This is a genomic window from Clostridium sp. DFI.1.208 (assembly GCF_024463855.1).
Classification (GTDB): domain Bacteria; phylum Bacillota_I; class Bacilli_A; order Erysipelotrichales; family Erysipelotrichaceae; genus Clostridium_AQ.
The window spans coordinates 53,588-75,824 of sequence record NZ_JANGCA010000004.1; the positions used below are offsets into that span (position 1 = coordinate 53,588).

Below are 22,237 nucleotides of genomic sequence, written 5' to 3' on the forward strand. Positions count from 1 at the left end.
CCCTATGTTTATTTTACATGGAATATGAAGAATGTAAATACATATAGGGATAAGCGGTATCTATCTGGGATGGAACGGTCAATTTGTTTCCAGAATAGGGGGAAATCTATTCTGTTTTCTTAAAATTTTACCGTTTCATCCCTAAAGCGACCGCTTGTCCCAAATCTGTTTACTTTTATAATCATTATGTTTATGATGAAGACGATGATAGGTGGAGGAAGAGACAAATGAGAACATATACCTTATTGATTGTGGATGATCAGGCGAATGCGGCAGAGCAACTGCGAAGTGGTATCGAAGGTATAAGTCCCGGTGTATTTGATATAGCGGTGATGAATGATGTACAGGCGATACAACAGATTTATGAGGAAAGCTATGATGCCTATTTCCTTGATATTGAAATGCCCAGCTGCAGCGGATTTCAGCTTGCAAGCAGAATTAAGGAGCGAGATAAAGATGCACTGATCATCTTTCAGACAACCCATGAGGATTATTCCGTATGGGGATATGATTATGCAGTGTTTCGATTTATCAGCAAGTATAAATTGATGCAGATGCTTCCCGGCGCAATTCAGGCATTAAAAGAAGAGCTTGCTCGCAGAAATGTATATATGGAAGCATATAACAGCGAAAAGAAAGCGGTACAGCTTGCAGTGCATGCAATCCACTGTGCGTACATGGAGCATGGAATGCTGACACTGGTTACAGAAGGTGGTACGTTCACTGCTCGTTGCGGCATACATGAGCTTATGTCTGCATACCCTATGATTCCCTTTGCAATTCCGCAGAAAGGTTATATAGTAAATCTGGAGTGGATTGGTTATTTGGATTATGAAAATAATATGATATATATGAAGCAGGGCGGCTGTGTAAAAATAAGCAGAAGGAAGCGAATGGAATTCTATCAGAGATATTCCGAAGGATATTGAGGAAAAGGTACAGAATCACCTGAAAATCTGATATAGTTATAGTAACTATAAGAGGTGATATAATGAAGCCGTATTCCATTTTGATTGTGGATGATCATCTTGATTCTGCACAGCTGGTTAAGGAGGATATCCAAAATCTGTATCCGGATCTGTTTGCCATAACGATCATGAATGATGAACAAATTAAGAAGGATATCCTCACCGTGCAGTATGATCTTTATATTTTGGACATAGAAATGCCTGCTATCAGTGGATTTGATGTCGCAAAGATCCTGCATAATCGTCAGGAAGAAGCACTTATTGTTTTTCTAACAACACATCAGGAGCTATGTATAGATGGTTACGAATATCGCGCATTCCGATTTCTTGTGAAAGAAAACTATCAGAACTTTCTAAAGAGAACAATGGATGCTGTACTTGAAGAATTGCGAAAACGCACTACTTATATAGAGGTGAAGAATGAAGCATTTGTTCCGGTGCGTATTTTAGTGAACGATATCATATGTGCCTATACAGAAAAGAATTATGTGATTCTTAAAACAGAACGCGGAATGTTTCAGGTCAGAACGACATTGGTTGAATTTGAAGCAGCATATGGAGCGTTTCCCTTTGCATGCCCCTCCAAGGGTATGCTGGTGAATCTGTCTTACATCGATCATATTGATTATGACAGGGCAGTTATTTATTTAAAAAAAGGATGTGGCAATATCCCTGTAAGCAGAAGAAAAAGAAAGGAATTCTTCAATCAATATGCCAGAGGAATTTAGTGATTACAGATAACTTAATATTTGTAATCACTTTTTTACCGTTTCCTACCTGAGACATACCGTTCATCCCAGAATTCTTTCATTTACTACTTTTTTTGTTTATGATGTATCTGCAAATATTTGTAAGTATTTATGAATTTCACACAAGTGAAAAAAACAGGAGGATGGAAAGGGTATGAAAAAATTATTAACAGTTTTATTTGCAGGCTTTTTAATGCTAACATGCATGACAGGAAATGTATATGCAGAAGAATCCGCATTGGATTACAACGAGGAAATCAAAATGTTTCAGGATTTTTATGAGCATCCGGATACATATATATTTCAGGATGTGGAAGGAAATGATGTAACAGCGTTTGTATTGGAACATAAGGAAAGCTTTTACAGGGATTCCTATCATACAACGGATATGCTGATGGATACTGTTAAGAGTGTACAGGAAGAACCACTTCCTGTATTGACAAGAGCTGCTTCTAAAAGCAAGACTTGGAGTAATCTTAAGGTCTATTATCAAAAGAACAGATACTGCATCTATAGTGTTACTGGGACATATAGTGTATCCGGTGGAAAGATAACAAATGGAAAGGCTGTGCCGAAAATAGTAGATCGAAAGAATCTCAGCTATAATATATCCTACATAGGAAAGGCAATTTCTAAAAATGGGAAGACGATTACGTATTCTATAAAACATATAATGATAGCAAATTCAAAGGTTACTGCGACCACAAAACATACAATCTCCATTTAAAATACCAAGTTATATGTTATTATTAAAATGGTGATAGAAAATGAATGATTTAACAGGCTATAATGAGATTATATACGCATTTTTTACATATTTGTTTATCTACAGAATTACGAAATGTCAAATTACGCTATCTAATATAAAAAAAATCATGTTTTTAATATTATGTGCTTTTATTTTAGTTATCGATGTTGTTTTGTTTACGTGGTTCCCGATGGAAACAGAGTATGGTATTTCTCAACATCTTCCAGGTGTTTTTGAATATATAACAGTGATTATATTTCTTATCGCAGTAGCAGGAAAAGAATTGGCAAAAATGCTGTATTATTGTGTTTTTGGATATACAATCGTTTTGGGAATAAATTTATGTATGTCTGTAAGCAGAATATGGATAAATTGGTTTAATCATGAATCTACATACTTAATATTGAAAATACTATTATTAATCATATCCGATATTGGTTTTAGATATCTGCTTCATAAACCTGCCAATTATAAGAAAAAGGATTGGTATATCTTTTCGTTACTTGCGATCATTGCATGCTTTTATGTATATTTTATATTAGAAATTCTTCCAGAAATGGATTTTGCGGACGGAGTATCCATTGATTATTTGAGTATATACATGATGTTGTTTTTGATAACTATATATATGGTTTTTTATAAATATCTTACGGTTCTAGGAAACCGCAACCAAAGCCTTGATGAAGCAGAATATCGGCTGGATAATCAAAGACAGCAGAAACAACTGCTGGAGGAATTGAAAAAAGCAAATCAGGAAAATAGAAAGCTGCGTCATGATTTAAAGCATCATTTTCATTCACTGGAATATATGATGGATACAGATCCTGAGAAAGCCAAAAGCTATCTGCATGAACTAAGTGAACATGTGGAAGCCGTCAAGGTTCTCACAACAAAAAATCAGGTCCTGGATTATATCATAAATTCCAAAATGGTAGTTTGCAGAACGAAGGGCATAGCGTTTACTTATGAGGTACAGGACGACTTAAAGCAAATGCAGGATTTTGATCTGATTTCATTATTATCCAATGCTTTGGATAATGCAATCGAAGCACAGGATTATGTGGACAACAAATTTATAAGCTGTAAAATCCTGGATGGAAAAACAGCAACGAAAATTTTAATTGAAAATGCATGTGATACAGTTAGACTTCAAAAATCAGAAGATACTTATCTAACAATAAAACAAAATAAAGGGCAGCACGGTATCGGAATGGGAAGAATAAAGACAATAGCGGAAAGCTACCATGGATATATGAAGGTCATAGTGCAAGGTTCATTTCTTTTAGAAATCAGTATTCCTAAGAAAAAATGCGAATAAGTTGAGAAAAGTGGATGATAATTCACTTTTTTTGACCGTTCAATACCTAAAACGACCGCTTGCATATATAGCTGTTTACTTTCATGGTAAATTAAGTATGATATGGTTATGCAAACGTTTGTTAATTAGGATAGTAATTCATGGAGGAATAGTGATGAAAAAATTAAATCATTTTATAATAGCTATGGTCTTGTTTTGCTTGTTTGGAGTAGGAATCAAAGCTGTTGAAAATAGATTTCCAAACAATGCTAAATTTTCACGAGGCGTAGGAAACACATGCTTCTGGGTTTCCAGTTCAGCATCGAAATATAAAACATCCATTCGTACACGTGCACAGAACTGGATGTACACTGGATACGATAATAAAATATATATGACGGAGGTATCAAGTAATTATGCGACACATATGGATTTCTATGCAAAATCATCGGATAGTGTTATAAAAGGCAAGGTACTTGGTTATACAGCTTACTATGGCGGTACTGGAAGCAGGATAAGTCCATTAGGAAAGGGACCTTCAAAAAATTATTTTTATACTGAGATCATTTTAAAAACCTCAGTACCTACAAATGATAATAAGGGAACAATTGCACATGAAATGGGTCATGCTTTCGGACTTGCTCATACAGAAACCTCAAAGGCGAGGCTGATGTGGCCTGATACCGGCAGAACCAGAATAAAACCTGCCAAGCAAGAAAATGATATCATAAATTACTTATATAAATGATGGAGGTCTAAACGAATGAAAAAAACGGTTTGCTTTATACTGGCTGTCCTGATTCTTACAGGATGCAGTACAGTAACAGAAAAAGAAAGCGATTCTAAAATGGGTCAGAATGTTTCAGAAAAAATATATACAGCCTCTACCTATATCACGGAGGATATGAAAAAAAAGGCTGGAGATGCCTCATCCATTACTGCAGAAACCATAAATAAAACAATAGGTGAATGGTCAGAAGATGCTGATTTAGTTGTCTTAGCTACTGTAATCTCAATTGATGAAGCTAAAACCGTATTAGCAAGCGGAATAAAGGATGAGCTTGGCTTTACCTTCAGTACAATTCTCGTTCAGCAAACTTTTAAAGGTCAGGATATGAATGGGAAAACCTTAAAAACATTGAAGCAGGGAGGTATTCTTACACAGGCACAAATCGAGCAGGCAAGTGATCCTGAAGCTGTAAAAAAACACGATTATCTGAGAAAGAAAAATGGCGGAGAGAATCCTGCTGATGTTTATGTTAATACGAATTTAGAGAATGATGTTATGCTGGAAGAAGGAAAAACGTATCTGCTCCTACTGAATTATGTTGAAGAGGAAGATCGTTATGAAATTCTAGGTTTGAATAATTGTACAAGAGAAGCGCAGATACCACAAACAAGAACGATTCGTCAGCGCAGCTTCAAAAAGGACGAAATTATGTTAAAGAATTATGAAACACAGGAATTTGAATCCTTAGACAATGTTTTATCCCAAATTCGGTAAAGGAATGAATCCATTTGCGTAAAGATAACAGTAAAATTTCAATACAAGTATAGTTGGTAAACGATAAAGGGTATTGAGCAATTATGACGATCACCCAATAAATAGGTACATTAGGATATGGGTAAATCAAGACCACTTGTAAAGAAACAAATCATGAAATATATTCTGTGCATAGCTATAGGCTTTCTTTTATACCCTATGGCTATGACCTTAGGAAAGCATATTGCTATATACATTGAAAATAGAAAAGAACTGCCTTATCCTGATAAGCCTGTATCCTTTGTTCTGGATTATCTTAACACATGGCATGAGGAAAATTATGAAAGAGTATGTGACATGACAAGTGATCAATCAAAAATGCTATGCGAGGTACATTCTCCAATGACCTCCTTAACAATTAAGGATGTTGAGCTATTGAAAGAAGAAAAGACTTCAGCTGATGTATATGTGGAATTTGAAACTAAATTCCGGGATATGGGCATACAGGAAACCTATTACTGGACATTTCATCTGACACGCAGTAAGCAAGAAAGCAGCTGGAAAATGGAGAACTACGGATATTAGTAGGACAAGCCTCAAAAGCAGGAAGAATGGGAATAAGTTCTCCTGTTTTTTCTTTTCCTGTACGATATGGAAACAATGATTCAGATAGCTTTTTACACCTTAAAATGACCGAATGATACCTGTGGCATACCGCTTGTCCCAAAAGCCTTTTCATCTTTTCAAATTATGCTATTGTATATATAACGCACGAAGGATAAAAACCGGCACCTGAATGAATCCATAAAGGAAGCTCTCCACTATCCTGTGTGCTTCACCATATACATGGAAGCAGGAAACAAGGCAACACGCCATACTACAGGGAGGTACTTATGCAGCACTATACAATACTGATTATTGATGACAAAAGAGAACAGGCAAAGGAAATCAAAAAGAAAATTGAAGCCCTAAATCCCGCCTTTCACGCAGACATCGCCAATGACGCAAGCTATGCACTAAAGGGCACCTATGATGCCTATCTCAGCGATCTGATGATGCCGGTTCACTCTGGTATTGAAATCGGAAATATGATCTATAAGGAAAATCCGGATGCCATTATCATTCTGATGTCCTCACTAGATAATTTCGCAATCGAACGCACCCAGCAATTTTCCGCCTTTGCCTTTCTTCCAAAATCCAAACTGGATCAGGAGCTTTTCCCACTGCTTCAGCGTCTGGAACGTCGCCTGAACTACATCAATATACGCATCCATGTCAAAGAAGGGGAAAAAAGCATCGCTGTACCGATTCATAAAATCCACAGAGTGAGCATTGTAAAAAAGCAGCTCTGTCTGGATATGGGGAATACACGCTATACCTGTTCCATGCGATTTCAGGATTTTCAGCGCATATACGATGATTATTTTGTCTGCCCGAAAAACGGTCTGCTCATCAATCCATCCTGCGGCTATTACTATGAAGCGGGGCATACGCTGCAGCTGAAGGAGGAATCGATTCGTGTCAGTCTGCTGAAGCGGAAGAAATTCAAAGAAAAATACCAGAAATATTATAACCGTGTCATGTGATACCTGGCTGTCACTTATTTTCATAGAAGACTCTGTACGACCATATAGGGTCTTTTTCTTATAGTACAATATGCGTATGTCTGTTTTGCAAAGAATTCCACTGTTCAAAACTCTGCAATCCTTTGCGCAGTCTTTTACTCTTTTATGAAAGCGCTTTTTGCATTACACTGTAGGTGGATAGAAACAACGGGATACATGAAGGGGAAGCATCCCTCATGACCGACAAAAAGGAGTATGGAAATGATTTGGGAAGACTTAGATAAAAAACTGATTCACCTACAGGCGGAAGCAGAGCATGCCAATGATATCTTTGATCAGCTGGGCACCTGCTTCATAAACGAGGGCTACAGCCGAAGCGATTATGTTGAGGCTCTGAAACAAAGAGAGGCACAGTTTCCAACCGGATTGGATATCAACGGATTCGGTGTCGCTATACCGCATACGGATGCCGGCTATGTACTGCATGAAACCGAAGGAATCATGACACTGAAGCATCCGGTAACGTTCATTCAAATGGGCAGTGATGATACACAGGTAGAGGTGAAGGTTGTCTTCATGCTGGCGATTGAGGATCCCAAATACCACATCAAGAAGCTGCAGCAGATTCTGCGTATCATACAGGACAGCGCCGTGCTGGAGAAGATTTATCAGGCATCCAGTGCCGACGAGGTCATAGATATAGTAAAACAGAAGGAAATAGAAATAGGAGGAGAAAACTTATGAAATCAGTAAACATTCTATCAATCTGTGGTTCGGGAACTGTCACCAGCAGCATGGTGGCCGCAAAGCTGAAGGACCGCTTGTCCGAGCACGGCTATCAGGTAAGTGCCACCGAGGCAAAACCGACCGAGGCTTTAAATCTGGCGCAGTCAAAACGCTTCGATATTATCGCACACACATCCCCGCTTCCTAAGGGCGATTATGGGATTCCCTGTGTCAATGCCTTTGCCTGCATCACAGGAATGGGAGAAGACAAGTTCTTCGAGGACTTCCTCAAGGCACTGCAGTCAATAGGGAAATAGGCATTCGACTTCACAGTACGCAGCATAAATTATAAAGGAGAGATAAACGTATGGTTATATTAGAATTCTTGAAATCGATGATTGACAACTTTGGGGCTGCGATTATCGTACCAATCATCATCGGAATCATCGCATTGTTCTTCCGTGTCAAGCCGCAGAAGGCCTTCCTTTCCGCCTTATATGCCGGAGTATCTCTGGAGGGGATTTCTTTGATGGTAGGCGCATTTACACCGATTATCACCCCGCTGGTAAAGAATATGGCGGATGCCATGGTCAACATCACCGGTGTTAATCTGAATGTATTCGATGTCGGCTGGCAGGCAACCAGTCTGGTAGCGTTCTCGACAAGTGCCGGTATGATCTATCTGGGACTCGGTATCGTATTACAGACAGTGCTGTTTCTGATCAAATGGACAAAGTGCTTTCAGCCCTCTGATTTATGGAATAACTATTCCTATATGGTATGGGGAGCCATGGTTATCTTTGCGACAGACAACTTTGCACTGGGCATCGCCTGCATGGTGCTGCTGAACCTGTATTCTCTGTTGATTTCCGATATGCTGGCCAAACGCTGGTCAACGTATTATCAGTATCCAAACTGTACCATCATCGCTATGCATAACATTGAACCGGGTATTTTCGCCATCGTCTTTGACCCGATTCTGAATGCAATCGGCTTCAACAAGCTGAAGCTGAATCCGCAGACAATCCAGCAGAAAATCGGATTCATGGGGGAACCGATGACCATTGGATTTGTATTGGGCGGTATTATCGGTATCCTTGGAAATCTTTCCAATCTTGGCTCTATGGCAGGCTGGGGCTCTGTGCTGACAGCAGCTGTTGCTACGGCTGCGGTTATGGCTATTTTCCCGAAAATCACAGGCTTCTTTGCACAGGCATTTGCGCCGATCACCGAGGGTGCCCGTAAGTTCATGGGAAATACCGGAGATCGGGAGTGGTATATCGCTGTCAATGATGCTGTCGGCTATGGAGAGCCTGCAACGCTGACATGTGGATTGCTGCTGATGCCGGTTATGGTGCTGATCGCATTCTTCCTGCCTGGCAATCAGACACTGCCGGTTGTCGATCTGGTCGCAATTCCTTATATGGTAGAGGGACTTGTTGCCGTATTCAACGGAAACATGGCAAAGGTCATCGTAACGGGTGCCATCTGGTTCAGTGTCGGCTTACTGATGTGTACGTATACAGCACCGCTGTTCACCGAGGTTGCTAAGGGCGCAGGCTATGCGATTCCGGCAGGTGCTGCCATGATTACCAGCTTCAATATTCTGGGAAAACCGCTGATGGGGCTGATCTTCCTCGCCTTCCTGAGTGGAAGCCCGCTGTGGATCGGCGTCGCCGTCGTGGCATATGTGGTCTGCTATGCAGGATATCGCATGAAACAGAAAACCGTAGAGGAATATCTGGAAACACAGGCAATGAAAAATGCAGAGGCGGAGGCTTAGGCTATGAAGATTGATGTACAGGAATTCCGTAAGCCGTGTGCCTGCGGGAGAACACATGAAATTGTTGTGGATGATATGATTATTGAGAAGGGTGCCATACAGCGCCTTCCTCACATCATGAAGGAATATTACAGCGAATACAAAACAATTGCCATGCTGTGCGATGACAATACGTATGCGGCAGCCGGAAAGCTTGTGGAGGAGCTTCTTCCCGGTATCATTACCATCCGGCTAAATCCTGAAAATCTGCATGCGGATGAACATGGCGTGGAGGCTGCACAGAAGCAGCTGGACAACTATGCGGGAATTGACTTCCTGATTGCGGCAGGCTCGGGAACGATTCATGACATTACCCGTTATCATGCTTATGAGAAAAAGCTTCCATTTCTGAGTATACCTACCGCTGCCAGTGTAGACGGCTATGTATCCACCGTTGCCGCCATGACATGGCACGGCTTTAAGAAAAGCTTTACGGCGGTATCCCCGTGCTTTGTGCTGGCGGACAGTGTAATCTTTTCAAAGGCACCACTTCGTCTGACGGCGAGTGGCGTCGCTGATCTGCTGGGAAAATTCACGGCACTGTGTGACTGGAGAATCGCGCATGCACTAACCGGTGAATACATCTGCGATACGGTTGTTGATATGGAATATAAGGTATTGAAGGAGCTTTGTGAGAATCTAGACGGTATCCGCAATCAGGATGTGAGCGCCTATGAAAACCTGATGTATGGTCTGTTATTGAGTGGAATTGCCATGCAGATGATAGGAAACTCCCGTCCGGCATCCGGAGCGGAGCATCATATGTCACACTTGTGGGAGATGTCCGCAATCAATGAACCGATTGATTTCTATCACGGAGAAAAGGTCGGCGTGGGACTCTGTCTGGCCACGGCAGTTTACAAGAAAGCAGAACAGAAGCTGCGTGCAAAAGACTATCAGGTGAAGGCTCACATGGAGCTGGAAACGGAATTCATCAAAGCCAATATCACCAATCCTGTCCTGCAGGAGGAGATTCTGAAGGAAAACACACCCAATCTGCTGGCGAATATCACAGGGGACATGCTGAAGGAGAAGGAAGCTGACATTCTGGCGATTCTGGCGGAGCTGCCGGATGCGGAAACCATGATCGGCTGGATGAAAAAGGTACACGGTCTGACGACGATGCAGGAGCTGACGCTTGCTGAGGCATTGAAAACAACAACACAGCGTCTGAGTCCGTATGTCCGTCAGCGGCTGACCTTCATGCGATTATTAAAATTCTACGATTTCTATGATGAAATCACAGAAGGGTAGGGATCATCATGCTGGAAGAATTAAAGCAGCGTGTTTTGGAGGCAAATCTCTTGCTTCCCAAACACGGACTGATCACCTTTACCTGGGGTAATGTATCCGGCATTGACCGGGAACAGGGCATCATCGCTATCAAGCCGAGCGGTGTGGAATACGATCATATGACAGCACAGGATATCGTGCTGTGTGATCTGGATGGAAACGTGGTGGAAGGAAAGCTGAAGCCAAGCAGTGATCTGATGACACATCTTGCATTTTATAAGAGCTTTCCCAAGATCGGCGGAGCGGTGCATACACACTCTCGCTGGGCAACCGCCTTTGCGCAGGCAGGACGAGCAATCCCTGCATTAGGGACTACGCAGGCGGATTACTTCTATGGAGATATTCCATGCACCAGGCTTATGCGTGAAGCGGAAATTCAAGGAGAATATGAACTGGAAACAGGACATGTGATTGTAGAAACCTTCACAAAGGGAAATTTGAATCCAGATACAATGCCGGGCGTGCTCGTACACAGCCATGGACCTTTCGCATGGGGAGAAGACCCCTTTGAAGCAGTGCATAATGCAGTTGTGATGGAGGAATGTGCTGCAATGGCATTCGTCAGTATTCTGCTGCAGGACAATGCGGTACAGCCGATGCAGCAGGTATTGCTGGATAAGCATTTCAAACGAAAGCACGGACCGAACGCCTATTATGGGCAATAGGCTTTGAAAGATTGTAAGGATGGATATTATGATACGAAATAAGGAACAAATTCGGGAAGCGATGAAGCCCATACGGGCATTCATTCTGGATATGGATGGAACGATTTATTTAGGGAATGCATTGTTCCCCTATACCCGCAGCTTTCTGGATATGGTAAAACAAAGCGGGAGAGCATATTATTTCTTTACAAACAACTCCTCTAAGGATGTTAAGACGTATATCGATAAGCTGCACACCATGGGCATTGATATCGAGCAGCAGCAAATGATGATCTCCACACATGTCATCCTGCGCTGGCTGAAGGAGCATCATGCAGGAAAACGTGTGTATGTGGTAGGGACACCGGCTCTGCAAGCGGAGTTTCAGCGTCATGGCTGGCAGCTGGATGAGGAGCATCCGGATATCGTGGTTCTGGGCTTTGATACGACGCTGACCTACGATAAGCTGTCAAAGGCCTGTCACTTCATCCGGGAGGGAGCCGCCTATTACGGCGTCAATCCCGATCTCAACTGTCCCATGGAAAACGATACCTTTATACCAGACTGCGGAAGCATGGCAAGACTGATTGAAGCAAGTACCGGCCGCTATCCGGAATTCTTCGGAAAGCCGAGTCCGAAAACACTGGAGTACATCATCGGGGAAACCACTCTTGCGGCTGAGCAGATTGCGATTATCGGGGATCGTCTGTATACGGATATCGCCGTTGCGGATCACAGTGCGGTTACCAGCATTCTGGTAATGAGCGGAGAAACGAAGGAAGCGGATATCGAAAAGAGCGAGGTAAAGCCGGATATCGTAATTGAAGATATCGGAGAGCTGGCAAAGCTCCTGTAGGAAACCTATGCGTCATATGGCTTTCGATCAAAGGAATGCATTCCATAAAACAATGAAGGAATCCTCTTGTACAGACAGGGGATTCTTTTGTATTCTTCCGATACATACCGGTACACATTCAATTTCTATGCACCAATCTGTCTTGCATAAAAACAGCAAAGAAAACAGTAAAGAAGTCAAATTTATTGTATGACAATGATCTCATAAATAAGGAGTGCCCGCTATTACCCCATCTATTGATCTGCGCTTCCTCAGTGAACAAAACCGCATTTGCTTTTAAGAAGAAAAAGTTCATCAGAAGATGTTTCTATTTATCCAAGGTTAGAGTATACTGATGGTAGATGGTGAAACGAGGGATTATATGAAAAAGAAAATGAAATGGCGAAAGCTGGCACTAGCCCTGGCTTTGGCAGTGTCCTGTATGCCGCAGAGCATGAAGGCACAGGAGGATGCTGCGCAAACAGAAGCCCTGCCTTTTGAGATAACGAATATCGGCGTATCGTCCAACACGGTGAAAGCCAAAGAGGCTGTTACGTACACAATAGATGTACAAAGTGAAAAGCCGATGAGCTCCAGAATAACAATACATCTGAGCGCCCCGATTACAAAAAAGGAAAAAGGGGTAACTATGAAATATGACGGAAACGGACGATACACAGGCATATTTCAAACGTCTGAGGATGAAGAAGACGGCATATGGAGGGTTGATCGTATCGATGCGGGTCTGGAAAATGGAGACAGAATTTTGGTATATAATACCGTTGACCTGCCAAGCTATGCGGTATATGCATATGACTTTTCCCCTCTGGATGTAACAGTTACGGATTCAACAGGCGCCGATGTTACAAGACCGGAGCTGCACGGAATTTCCGCTTTGACAAAAGAAGTCTATCCGGGTTCAGCAATTAAATATCAGGTTGATGCAAGTGATGATATGAGTGGAATCGAAAGTATTTCAATCACCCTGCTTTCTCCCAGCGGTAAGGAGTTGAAGAAAGACGCGAAATATTCGCAGGATCAAAAGGTATATGAATTGACGATTCCTACAGACAGCGATCTGGAGGAAGGAAACTGGACCATTTATTCAGTAGCTCTATGGGATTTCAAAATGAATTTTGTGAACTATATCAATCGGCTCTCCGGTTCATCTTCCTATGAGAATATACGCTATTTGGATATGTCTGCACAGGGATTTCAGGTAGTGCCTGATCCGGATGCTGCCCAGGGGCTGAGTAATGTATTTTATATGACGGATTCGAAAACTGTAAATGATCATGTTTACGATGGGGATTTGTATATCGGAGAAAATGCTTTCCTTACAATGAAAAATGTGCATGTGACAGGGAATATCTATGTACTGGGCGTATTGCGTTCCACAAATATCAAGGTTGATGGAACGGTGTTCTGCAGAATGAGTACGACAGGATATAACAACACACAGGGTACATTTATGTGGTCAGGAACAAATAGTATTCACAGTGTACAGGCAACCAACCGGCCGGTAGCGATGGTTCCGGTTCGCATTGATCAGACGCTCACTGCTTCCCGTAACGGGGATGTGGCGTTTAAGGGGGTATCCCTGCCGAATATCACGATTGCGGTGGAAGGAAAAGATGTGCAAACCGATTATCGAGGGCGTTTTGATGCTGGTATTGTGAACATTGGAGAAATGGATACCGTAAATATCACATGGAAGCTCCCGTTTGGGATGCCGGCTGAAAATAAGATTGCAGTAGAACGGGAAACTCCTGTATCACTGCATATGCTTACGCCCCCCGATAAGCTGGAGTATATAACCGGGGAGAAACTATCGTTGAAGGGAATGCGCATAGAGGCTGTATATGCGGATGGCTATAAGAGGGAAACCACGGCATACAAGGTGGAGGTTATCGCCCTGACAGCTGGAAAGCATACGATTGCGGTGACCTATCATGGCGCAAAGACCTCCTTTGTAGTGACCGTGAAGGATATTCCGGTTTCCTCTTTGAAACTGGATCAGAACAATGTGGTTCTGCGTCCGAAGGAATCCGTTCAATTACAGGAGAATATACAACCTACCAATGCAACAGACAAATCCGTGTCATGGAAATCAGACAATCCTGCAGTCGCCTCTGTGGATGAAAAAGGCAGGGTTACCGCTTTGAAGAATGGAACTGCAGTGATTTCAGCTGTTATGAAGAACGGCTTGCGTGCAGAGTGTAAAATTACGGTGAAAATTGCTGTGGACTATGTACAATTAGATAGCACATATAAGGATGTATATGTTACTCAAACAGGTCAGTTAAATGCAACGGTGTATCCGGAAGATGCGACCAACAAGAAGGTGAAGTGGCGCAGTACGAATACCAGTGTGGTGAGCGTGGATCAAACTGGTCATTATAAGGCTTTGAAATCAGGATTTGCCTATATTTATGCTACATCGGAAGACAATGAGCATATTGAGCGCTTTTGTGAAATCAATGTAAATGTTCCTCCGGTGGAGGTGAATATTCAGGAATCATCGTTGAATTTGAAAAGAGGGCAGTCCTATCAGCTTAACTATACAGCCTACAGTCCTACAGGCGTAGATGTCGCTTTCAAGTGGGAAAGCGTCGATCCGAAGATCGCTTCTGTGAATCAAAAGGGAGTCATAACAGCACTTAGGGAAGGCGTAATATCCATCACGCTGAACTCATCGTATTATAACGGCGGTGATATGGTTCTTGTGACGGTCACCAACCCGGTCAGCGCATTGAAAATGAATAAGACATCCGCGAATATGACCAAGGGCAGCTATCTGCAGCTGTCTGCATCTGTATCCCCATCGGATGCATCGAACAAAGGTCTTACCTGGACATCCAGCAACAAGAATATCCTTACGGTCAGCAGCAGCGGAAAGGTTTATGCGAAGGGCTTTGGGACAGCAACGATCACTGCACAGGCAAAGGATGGCAGCAAGGTAAAAGCAGCAAGCAGAATTTTCAGCGGCTATGGTATCAGCTATGTGCTCAATGGCGGAAGCAATCATAAATCCAATGTCAGCGTGTATTACAATCAGGCAGTCAAGCTGTACAATCCTACCCGCAGCGGATACAGCTTTAAGGGCTGGTATTCCGACAGCAAATATAAGACGAGAGTAACGTCCTATAAAAAAGGAACCAAGGGAAACAAGAAGCTGTATGCGAAGTGGAGCAAGAACACCTATCGCATTACGTATAAGCTGAACGGTGGGAAAAATACGAAGGCCAATCCATCCACCTATTCTGTGACTTCCTCCATTTCCTTGAAAAATCCAAGCCGTAAGGGGTATTCCTTCAAGGGCTGGTACAGTGACAGTAAATATAAGAACAAGGTAACCAGCATCAGGAAAAGAACCGGAAATCTGACACTGTATGCGAAGTGGAGTGCCACTTCCTACCGGATCACCTATAAGCTGAACGGTGGTAAAAATACAAAGTCCAATCCATCCACCTATTCTGTAACTTCCTCCATTTCCTTGAAGAACCCAAGCCGTAAGGGCTATTCCTTTAAGGGCTGGTACAGCGACAGCCGCTATCGGACTCGGGTCAAGACAATTAAAAAAGGAACAACCGGAAACAAAACACTGTATGCGAAATGGAGCAAAAACAGCTACCGCATCACGTATAAGCTGAATGGCGGGAAGAATACGAAATCCAATCCTGCCAAATACTCGATCACATCCTCTGTGAAGCTAAAAAACCCAAGCAGAAAAGGCTATCGATTCACAGGCTGGTATACGGATGCTGCTTGTAAAAAGAAGGTAACAGCTATCAAAAAGGGAACTACGGGAAATAAAACCTTTTATGCCGGATGGAAAAAATAGATGAGTATCGCAAAAGCATGCACAGCATCGCAGGATGAATCGTTTTGTTTCTGCCCTTTCCTGAAGAAAAAAACCAAGGGACAAAACAGAGATTTGTAAGCGATGAAGAGCATTAGAAAAACAGGGAATCCAAAGCTATTGTGTTCAACAATAGGAATTCGGATTCCCTTTTTCATGACTGATGTGTTGGAAAAACATGCAGCTTGCTTTCGTTTGCTTCAGATAGCCTGCATAATCTCAGAGAACAGCTTGTGTGTCTGCCGGTACAATTTCTGCATGTATGCAACCATTGCAGTCATCCTATCTATGTGTGCGTCATTCGTATCGTGAATGAAGAAAAGGATGCGCCATCGGAAAGGGTATGCGCGAGTCGCACGCAGGCTGATATTATAAAAAAACGGCTCTGCCTTGTTTATAAGGTTAGAGTCCGTTTCACGTTTATTCATGGTGGAGGCTGAGGGACTCGAACCCCCGACCCTCTGCTTGTAAGGCAGACGCTCTCCCAACTGAGCTAAGCCTCCATCAACGTTATTTATGATACCATAGATATTTTTAAAATGCAATTACTTTTTTGTAAAATCACCAATTTATACTATGTTTGATTACGATTCACAGCTAAACTATGTGATTTACCTATGAACTATTAGAATATGGAGCTCATGTAACAGGTTCTATATTTTCATTTTCTCTTATATGCTGATACTTCTCTATGTTTCAAAGGGCTGTGTATCGTAACATGTTTGATTCAGATTCTCCACGTAAATCCTGTAGGCTGCATAAGATATAGGAAATATCATGGCTATTGATTTGCTATAGTCTGACTTCCCTTTATACGATTGCAGCATGATGAAAAGAGTCGTTGCTGTAGTTGAGCTGATTCGTTGTACTTGACATCTTCATGTCCTCCATTCTATAAGGGCTGCTTACCCTTTCTATACGTATGAAAGGGGTGAAATTCCTAAATAATCTACACATACTGTAAGATTTCTTCTATTTTTCAATTAACATGGTCAATTACTGATTTTGAATCTATTATACATCCCTGCTGAATTTCCTTTCAGTCTTTTGATATTGCTCAGTTGATGCTGAAGCAGCATCGTGTCTGTACTATTTTATAAAGCAGTAAGTACAGGAAGGAAAGGGACTTATAAATATGTAAAATCGATGCCATTTAGACAAATGCTGGAAATTGTATAGAGAACCTGTTTATTAGCAGCATATAAATTATTGACGAATCGTCATTTTTGCAATATCCTTTTCATCGGTTAGAAAAATGACGAATCGTCATTCAGTGGAAACGGGAGAGAAGCCTATGAAGAACAAGGTACTAATAAACAAGAGTGAGAAAAAGAAGCGGATTGAAGAAGCAGCACTTGAATTGTTTTCCTGCAATGAGGTGCATCAGATATCCATCGATCAGATTGCCCAGAAAGCGAGAGTCGCAAAGGGGACATTCTATCTTTATTTTCACGACAAGGTACAGCTGATCAATCATCTGATTGTCAAGGAAAGCTCCTCGATTATCAATGAGGCGCTGAATGAAGCCAAACAGCAGAAAATTGATGATAAAATCGATGAACTGATTTTCCTGATTGACCATGTCATCGCCTACTTCTGCAAGCATCCGGAGGTTATCAAGCTTATCCAGAAAAATCTGTCCTGGAGTCTGGTTGGCGGAAAGCTGAAAGAGGATGAAAATTATGAGGTGGCTTCGCATATGAACAGCTACTGTGACTTTCTGGTAACACTCGGTTATACCCGTAGTGAGGCCTATCAGCTGCTGTTTATGATTCTAGAGCTTGTTTCTACCCTGTGCTATACCGCAATCGTTCTGCATCAGCCGGATGATATTGAACAGCTGAAGCCGATGCTGTTTACCACGATTCGCAAAATGATCGAACGATCATAAACAAGATTGGAGATGAAATGTATGAAGAAGCTTTCTGATTTTATTGTAAAGAAAAGAAATCTGATTCTGCTCGTTGCCGTACTGCTGCTGATACCCAGTGTCATCGGGTATGCACGTACGAAAGTAAATTATGACCTGTTGAGCTATCTGCCGCAGGATGCCGAGTCCATGATCGGACAGAAGTCACTGAGTGATGACTTCAATTTGGCAAGCACCGGTATGCTGGTTGTTGAGAATATGCCGGATAAGAACGTATCGGAATTAAAAAAGGAAATCAAGGCCATTGACGGCGTTAAGGATGTCCTGTGGCGGGATGATGTTTTGGATATCAGCATTCCCAAGGAGATTCTGCCAAAGGATGTACGTGAGATGCTGTATTCGAATAAGGGAACACTGATGGTTATCACATTTCAGGAGGAAACCTCATCCCAGCGTACAATGGATGCCATTAAAACCATTAAGGGCTATGCCGATCGTGAATGCTATCTGGGCGGCTTTTCTGCCATCACAGAGGATACCAAGGATTTGATGAATGAGGAAACTCCGCTGTATGCCGTAACTGCAATCATCCTGTGTATGATCGTATTGTTTATGGGGCTGGAGTCCACCGTGGCACCGTTCGTCTTCGTTCTGGGAATCGTTTTCCCGATTGTTTACAACTTTGGAACCAATGTCTTTCTAGGACAGATATCCTATATTACGAAGGCACTGGCACTTGTACTGCAGCTGGGTGTCACCATGGATTATTCTATCTTCCTGCTGCACCGCTATCAGGAGGAAAAAAAGAAAAGCAGTGATCGTGATGAGGCGATGTCCAATGCAATTCAGGCAACCTTCACCTCCATTACAAGCTCCTCGATAACAACGGTCGCAGGTTTTCTGGCATTGTGTGCGATGCAGCTGACCCTGGGAAAGGATATCGGTATCGTAATGGCAAAGGGTGTTATCTTCGGGGTATTGTCCACCATTATCATCCTGCCTGCCCTGCTGATGCTGTTTGATAAATATATTGAGAAGTGGAAGCATGCTATCATCCTGAAGGAACCGAAAAAGCTTCCGGGCTTTCTTACAAAGCATTATAAAACCATATTGATTGTCTTTGTTATTATCTTTATTCCGATGATCTATGCACAGGCACATACCAATGTCTATTACGATTTAAATGCGACAATGCCTGAGGACTTTCCAAGTGTCATCGGCACAAATAAGCTGAAGGACCAGTTTCATATGACAACCACACATTTCCTGCTGGTGGATGATCAGCTGGAGAACTATGAAATTAAGGATATCTGTGATTCTGTGGAAAAGCTTCCGGGAGTTTATTCTGTGGTTTCCTATGAGAGTCTGATTGGTGGAGGAATTCCGGGTGAGCTGGAGCCAACAGCAGTAAAAAGCATCCTGCAAAATGGTGGCAGGAAGATGATTCTTGTCAACAGCACCTATCGTTCTGCGACGGATGAAGAGGATGAACAGCTGAATAAGATTGATGCGATACTGCATAAATATGATAAGCAGGCAGTGATTGCCGGGGAAGGCTCCCTGACCCGCGATTTGATTACTACGACGGATATAGATTTTAAGATGGTGAATATATTATCCGTTGCCGCGATTTTTCTGATTATTGCAATCACCTTTCGCTCACTGGCACTTCCTGTTATCCTGGTTGCCTCCATTGAATTTGCAATCTGTATCAATATGGGGATTCCGTTTTTCACCGGGTCAACGCTTCCATTTATCGCCAGCATTGTCATTGGTACGATTCAGCTGGGAGCAACGGTGGACTATGCAATCCTGATGACCACACGCTATAAGGAAGAGCTCAGCAACGGAAGCAGTGTCATAGAAGCCGCAAAGGAAGCAGCAGCAAAGTCTGCGCCAAGCATCATCACATCTGGATTGTCCTTTTTCGCAGCATGTATCGGTGTATCCTTTATTTCCAAAATGGATTTGATCAAGAGTCTGTGTACACTGATTTCCCGCGGAGCAGTGATTTCCATGCTTTCTATTCTGCTGGTACTGCCTGCCATGCTGATTATATTCCATAAGCTGATTGAGAAAACAACAAAGGGCTGGCCGAAGGCTGACCTGAAATAAGGAGGGTATTATATGAAGAAAAATGTGAAAGCAGTAACCTGTGCAGCATTGAGTATGATGCTGGTAAATTCCGGTATGGTGCTGTATGCAAAGGATGATGAAACCGTAAAGGATGAAACGGTATATGCGATGCTGAACAGTGATGGCAGTGTAGATCAGGAAATTGTCAGCAGCTGGCTGCACAATGATAACGGTATTCGCGATATAAAGGAAGTGCTGGATCTTAACAATGTTAAGAATGTGAAAAGTGATGAAAAGCCGGAGGTTTCCGGAAAGACCTATACCTGGAATTCAGCTTCCAATGATGTTTATTATGAAGGAACAAGCACCAAGACCCTGCCAGTACAGGTAAAGGTGAGCTATAAGCTGGATGGAAAGGACATCAGCGGAAAGGATTTGATTGGAAAAAGCGGTAAGCTGGAAATTCATATTTCACTAAAAAATACGCAGAGTAAAACAGTGAATGTGAATGGCAGACAGACACGCATTCATCCATTTTATATGGGAGCAGGTGTTCTTGATCTTTCTACCGATCATTTCTCAAATGTGAAGTGTGAAAACGGCAAGATACTTTCTGAAGGGAATAACACCATGGTTGCCTTCGTCAGTGTTCCGGGCTTGCAGGATACACTGGAAAGCTCCGGCATGGAGGTCGCAAGGGATTTGCATATACAGGATGAATTCACAATTACCTGTGATGCGAAGGAGTTTGAGCTTGGACCGATCATGTTTGCAATGACACCGGAGGTGCCTGTGGATAAGCTGAAGAATATCAATTCCATGGATGATCTGACAAACGGGCTGGATGAGCTGACCAATGCAAGTGCACAGCTTTTGGATGGTACATCACAGCTTTCACAGGGAACAGCGACCTTCAATGGCAAGATGCAGGAGCTGGTAAATGGTGTGCCGACACTGACGAACGGTGTATCTGCATTAAAGAATGGTACGCAGGAGCTGGTGAGCGGATCTTCCAAGCTGTACAGCGGATTGAAGGATTTGAATACCGGTATGAATCAGGCGAAGGAGGGAACTGCCAAGCTGAATAAAGCAACAGATGGTTTGGGTACACTGGTAAGCGGTGTTGATGAAATCAATACGAATATGCAGGCATTGGCAAAGGGCTTGCAGGATGGAAGCAATGAGCTGAATGCTTCACTGGATATCAAGCAGTTAAGTCAGCTGCTGACGTCTGTTAGCAGTTTGCCCGATGAAATCATCGCCTTATCTGATAAGGCAACCGCATTAAATTCAGCAATGCAGTCTTTAGATAATATTTTGAATAATTCAAATATACAAGCGGCAAGTAGTGCTATGTCCAGCGATGCAGATGCATTACAATCGAAATTATGCGCAGGTGGTGATACAACAGAAAGCTGTACACTGGCAAAGAAATTAAGTGCAGAGACCGCTAGCGTCAATAATGCATTGTATGGAGATTTAGATGGAGAGGGACATAATGCTTCTAATGTAGCAGCTGCACTGACAAAAGAAGTAAACGACTTAGTGAAACAACTGCCTGCATATAAAGAAATGGCAAGCAGTATGAAAGCAACACTTGCTGATATGTCATCCTCTCTTAATGCTTTAAGCAAATTGCAGTCAAGTCTGAATACTGCATCTCAGGGAGCACAGCAGCTGGCGCAGGGTACGCAGCAGCTCAGCGAAAAATCATCCACACTCTTAGAATTGAAAAAAGGAATCTCCACACTGGACTCCAGCATGACAACGGCAGTTGGTGGCAGCAGCGAGCTTTATAAGGGAAGTCAGGCTCTGGTATCCGGTCTACAGCGTGTTGATCAGGGAGCAGGCACGCTGCAAAGCGGTTCTGCGACAATCGGTAACGGTGCGCAGCAGCTCTATGCTGCATCAACCCTGTTAAAGGATAAAACAGGGGAATTACATGCTGGTATGAGCAAATTCAAAACAACCGGTATTGATGAAATGCAGAAGCAGGTTACCCTGTCACTGGATGATGTTACACAGCTTCTTGCTATTAAGGATGAAATTGTAAAGGAAGCTGAGCAGGAGCACACCTTCAGCGGTGCACCGAAAAACAGTGAAAGCAAGGTCAAATATATTTATAAAACGGAAGAGCTGCAGAAGGAAAAAAAGACAGATACACAGGAAACAAAGAAAACAAAAGAAGAAGCAGAGGATGATTTCTTTGATAAGATTTCAAATTTCTTCTCAAAGATGTTTTAATTGCAGAGGGGCAGAGAAACGCTGCCTCTTTTTTTCACACGGAAACTTATTGTAG

18 protein-coding genes and 1 tRNA gene are annotated in these 22,237 nt (G+C 42.4%); 18 read left to right on the top strand and 1 reads right to left on the bottom strand.

Going from position 1 to position 22,237, the window contains the following annotated elements:
• The first annotated feature begins 227 nt into the window (after positions 1–227).
• The 15 genes from NE665_RS03245 to NE665_RS03315 all read left to right on the top strand — a co-directional run bounded on the left by NE665_RS03245 (position 228) and on the right by NE665_RS03315 (position 15,974).
• Complete coding sequence (locus NE665_RS03245; protein ID WP_117443498.1) at positions 228–929, top strand: LytTR family DNA-binding domain-containing protein; 702 nt, start codon at positions 228–230, stop codon at positions 927–929.
• A 62-nt stretch (positions 930–991) separates the two neighbouring features.
• A complete protein-coding gene (locus NE665_RS03250; RefSeq protein WP_117443499.1) occupies positions 992–1,696 on the top strand; it encodes a LytTR family DNA-binding domain-containing protein in 705 nt (234 codons plus the stop codon).
• A 175-nt stretch (positions 1,697–1,871) separates the two neighbouring features.
• Positions 1,872–2,444 carry a hypothetical protein gene (locus NE665_RS03255; RefSeq protein WP_117443500.1) on the top strand — a complete coding sequence of 191 codons (573 nt, stop codon included), beginning with the start codon at positions 1,872–1,874 and terminating at the stop codon, positions 2,442–2,444.
• A gap of 40 nt (positions 2,445–2,484) precedes the next feature.
• Positions 2,485–3,783, top strand: coding sequence for a GHKL domain-containing protein (locus NE665_RS03260; protein WP_117443501.1), 1,299 nt, complete (start codon positions 2,485–2,487; stop codon positions 3,781–3,783).
• A gap of 154 nt (positions 3,784–3,937) precedes the next feature.
• Positions 3,938–4,510 carry a zinc-dependent metalloprotease family protein gene (locus NE665_RS03265; protein WP_117443502.1) on the top strand — a complete coding sequence of 191 codons (573 nt, stop codon included), beginning with the start codon at positions 3,938–3,940 and terminating at the stop codon, positions 4,508–4,510.
• Between the two features lie 156 nt (positions 4,511–4,666).
• On the top strand, positions 4,667–5,266 hold the full coding sequence (locus NE665_RS03270) for a hypothetical protein (protein ID WP_147324016.1): 600 nt from the start codon (positions 4,667–4,669) through the stop codon (positions 5,264–5,266).
• A 336-nt stretch (positions 5,267–5,602) separates the two neighbouring features.
• Positions 5,603–5,830, top strand: coding sequence for a hypothetical protein (locus NE665_RS03275; RefSeq protein ID WP_147324017.1), 228 nt, complete (start codon positions 5,603–5,605; stop codon positions 5,828–5,830).
• Between the two features lie 308 nt (positions 5,831–6,138).
• Positions 6,139–6,831, top strand: a complete 693-nt coding sequence (locus NE665_RS03280) for a response regulator (protein ID WP_117443505.1) — start codon at positions 6,139–6,141, stop codon at positions 6,829–6,831.
• A 240-nt stretch (positions 6,832–7,071) separates the two neighbouring features.
• Positions 7,072–7,554 (top strand): PTS sugar transporter subunit IIA, encoded by a 483-nt coding sequence (locus NE665_RS03285; protein WP_117443506.1) that lies wholly within the window; start codon positions 7,072–7,074, stop codon positions 7,552–7,554.
• Positions 7,551–7,853, top strand: coding sequence for a PTS sugar transporter subunit IIB (locus NE665_RS03290; protein WP_002607967.1), 303 nt, complete (start codon positions 7,551–7,553; stop codon positions 7,851–7,853). The genes NE665_RS03285 and NE665_RS03290 overlap by 4 nt, the downstream gene beginning before the upstream one ends.
• 50 nt (positions 7,854–7,903) lie before the next feature.
• On the top strand, positions 7,904–9,319 hold the full coding sequence (locus NE665_RS03295; RefSeq protein ID WP_117443507.1) for a PTS transporter subunit IIC: 1,416 nt from the start codon (positions 7,904–7,906) through the stop codon (positions 9,317–9,319).
• A gap of 3 nt (positions 9,320–9,322) precedes the next feature.
• Entirely contained in the window at positions 9,323–10,612 is a 1,290-nt protein-coding gene (locus tag NE665_RS03300) for a sn-glycerol-1-phosphate dehydrogenase (RefSeq protein ID WP_117443508.1), read from the top strand.
• A gap of 8 nt (positions 10,613–10,620) precedes the next feature.
• Positions 10,621–11,316, top strand: a complete 696-nt coding sequence (locus tag NE665_RS03305; protein ID WP_117443509.1) for an L-ribulose-5-phosphate 4-epimerase — start codon at positions 10,621–10,623, stop codon at positions 11,314–11,316.
• A gap of 28 nt (positions 11,317–11,344) precedes the next feature.
• Entirely contained in the window at positions 11,345–12,151 is an 807-nt protein-coding gene (locus NE665_RS03310) for an HAD-IIA family hydrolase (protein WP_117443510.1), read from the top strand.
• A gap of 361 nt (positions 12,152–12,512) precedes the next feature.
• Complete coding sequence (locus NE665_RS03315) at positions 12,513–15,974, top strand: InlB B-repeat-containing protein (RefSeq protein ID WP_233104555.1); 3,462 nt, start codon at positions 12,513–12,515, stop codon at positions 15,972–15,974.
• 445 nt (positions 15,975–16,419) lie between these two features.
• On the opposite strand, the gene NE665_RS03320 is transcribed toward NE665_RS03315, so the two are convergent.
• A tRNA-Val gene (locus NE665_RS03320) sits at positions 16,420–16,495 on the bottom strand.
• A gap of 791 nt (positions 16,496–17,286) precedes the next feature.
• Between NE665_RS03320 and NE665_RS03325 the strand changes: the two genes are divergently transcribed.
• From NE665_RS03325 to NE665_RS03335, 3 genes are read left to right on the top strand one after another with little or no spacing between them, the layout of a single operon-like run.
• Positions 17,287–17,883, top strand: a complete 597-nt coding sequence (locus NE665_RS03325; RefSeq protein ID WP_117443513.1) for a TetR/AcrR family transcriptional regulator — start codon at positions 17,287–17,289, stop codon at positions 17,881–17,883.
• Between the two features lie 21 nt (positions 17,884–17,904).
• A complete protein-coding gene (locus tag NE665_RS03330; protein WP_117443514.1) occupies positions 17,905–19,977 on the top strand; it encodes an efflux RND transporter permease subunit in 2,073 nt (690 codons plus the stop codon).
• 12 nt (positions 19,978–19,989) lie between these two features.
• Positions 19,990–22,182 (top strand): hypothetical protein, encoded by a 2,193-nt coding sequence (locus NE665_RS03335; protein ID WP_118654567.1) that lies wholly within the window; start codon positions 19,990–19,992, stop codon positions 22,180–22,182.
• Positions 22,183–22,237 lie beyond the last annotated feature (55 nt).

Excerpts from the sequence above, each read along its gene's own strand:
- NE665_RS03245 (WP_117443498.1), top strand. The coding sequence starts at position 228 with ATGAGAACATATACCTTATTGATTGTGGATGATCAGGCGAATGCGGCA.
- NE665_RS03250 (WP_117443499.1), top strand. The coding sequence starts at position 992 with ATGAAGCCGTATTCCATTTTGATTGTGGATGATCATCTTGATTCTGCA.
- NE665_RS03255 (WP_117443500.1), top strand. The coding sequence starts at position 1,872 with ATGAAAAAATTATTAACAGTTTTATTTGCAGGCTTTTTAATGCTAACA.
- NE665_RS03260 (WP_117443501.1), top strand. The coding sequence starts at position 2,485 with ATGAATGATTTAACAGGCTATAATGAGATTATATACGCATTTTTTACA.
- NE665_RS03265 (WP_117443502.1), top strand. The coding sequence starts at position 3,938 with ATGAAAAAATTAAATCATTTTATAATAGCTATGGTCTTGTTTTGCTTG.
- NE665_RS03270 (WP_147324016.1), top strand. The coding sequence starts at position 4,667 with ATGAAAAAAAAGGCTGGAGATGCCTCATCCATTACTGCAGAAACCATA.
- NE665_RS03275 (WP_147324017.1), top strand. The coding sequence starts at position 5,603 with ATGACAAGTGATCAATCAAAAATGCTATGCGAGGTACATTCTCCAATG.
- NE665_RS03280 (WP_117443505.1), top strand. The coding sequence starts at position 6,139 with ATGCAGCACTATACAATACTGATTATTGATGACAAAAGAGAACAGGCA.
- NE665_RS03285 (WP_117443506.1), top strand. The coding sequence starts at position 7,072 with ATGATTTGGGAAGACTTAGATAAAAAACTGATTCACCTACAGGCGGAA.
- NE665_RS03290 (WP_002607967.1), top strand. The coding sequence starts at position 7,551 with ATGAAATCAGTAAACATTCTATCAATCTGTGGTTCGGGAACTGTCACC.
- NE665_RS03295 (WP_117443507.1), top strand. The coding sequence starts at position 7,904 with ATGGTTATATTAGAATTCTTGAAATCGATGATTGACAACTTTGGGGCT.
- NE665_RS03300 (WP_117443508.1), top strand. The coding sequence starts at position 9,323 with ATGAAGATTGATGTACAGGAATTCCGTAAGCCGTGTGCCTGCGGGAGA.
- NE665_RS03305 (WP_117443509.1), top strand. The coding sequence starts at position 10,621 with ATGCTGGAAGAATTAAAGCAGCGTGTTTTGGAGGCAAATCTCTTGCTT.
- NE665_RS03310 (WP_117443510.1), top strand. The coding sequence starts at position 11,345 with ATGATACGAAATAAGGAACAAATTCGGGAAGCGATGAAGCCCATACGG.
- NE665_RS03315 (WP_233104555.1), top strand. The coding sequence starts at position 12,513 with ATGAAAAAGAAAATGAAATGGCGAAAGCTGGCACTAGCCCTGGCTTTG.
- NE665_RS03325 (WP_117443513.1), top strand. The coding sequence starts at position 17,287 with ATGAAGAACAAGGTACTAATAAACAAGAGTGAGAAAAAGAAGCGGATT.
- NE665_RS03330 (WP_117443514.1), top strand. The coding sequence starts at position 17,905 with ATGAAGAAGCTTTCTGATTTTATTGTAAAGAAAAGAAATCTGATTCTG.
- NE665_RS03335 (WP_118654567.1), top strand. The coding sequence starts at position 19,990 with ATGAAGAAAAATGTGAAAGCAGTAACCTGTGCAGCATTGAGTATGATG.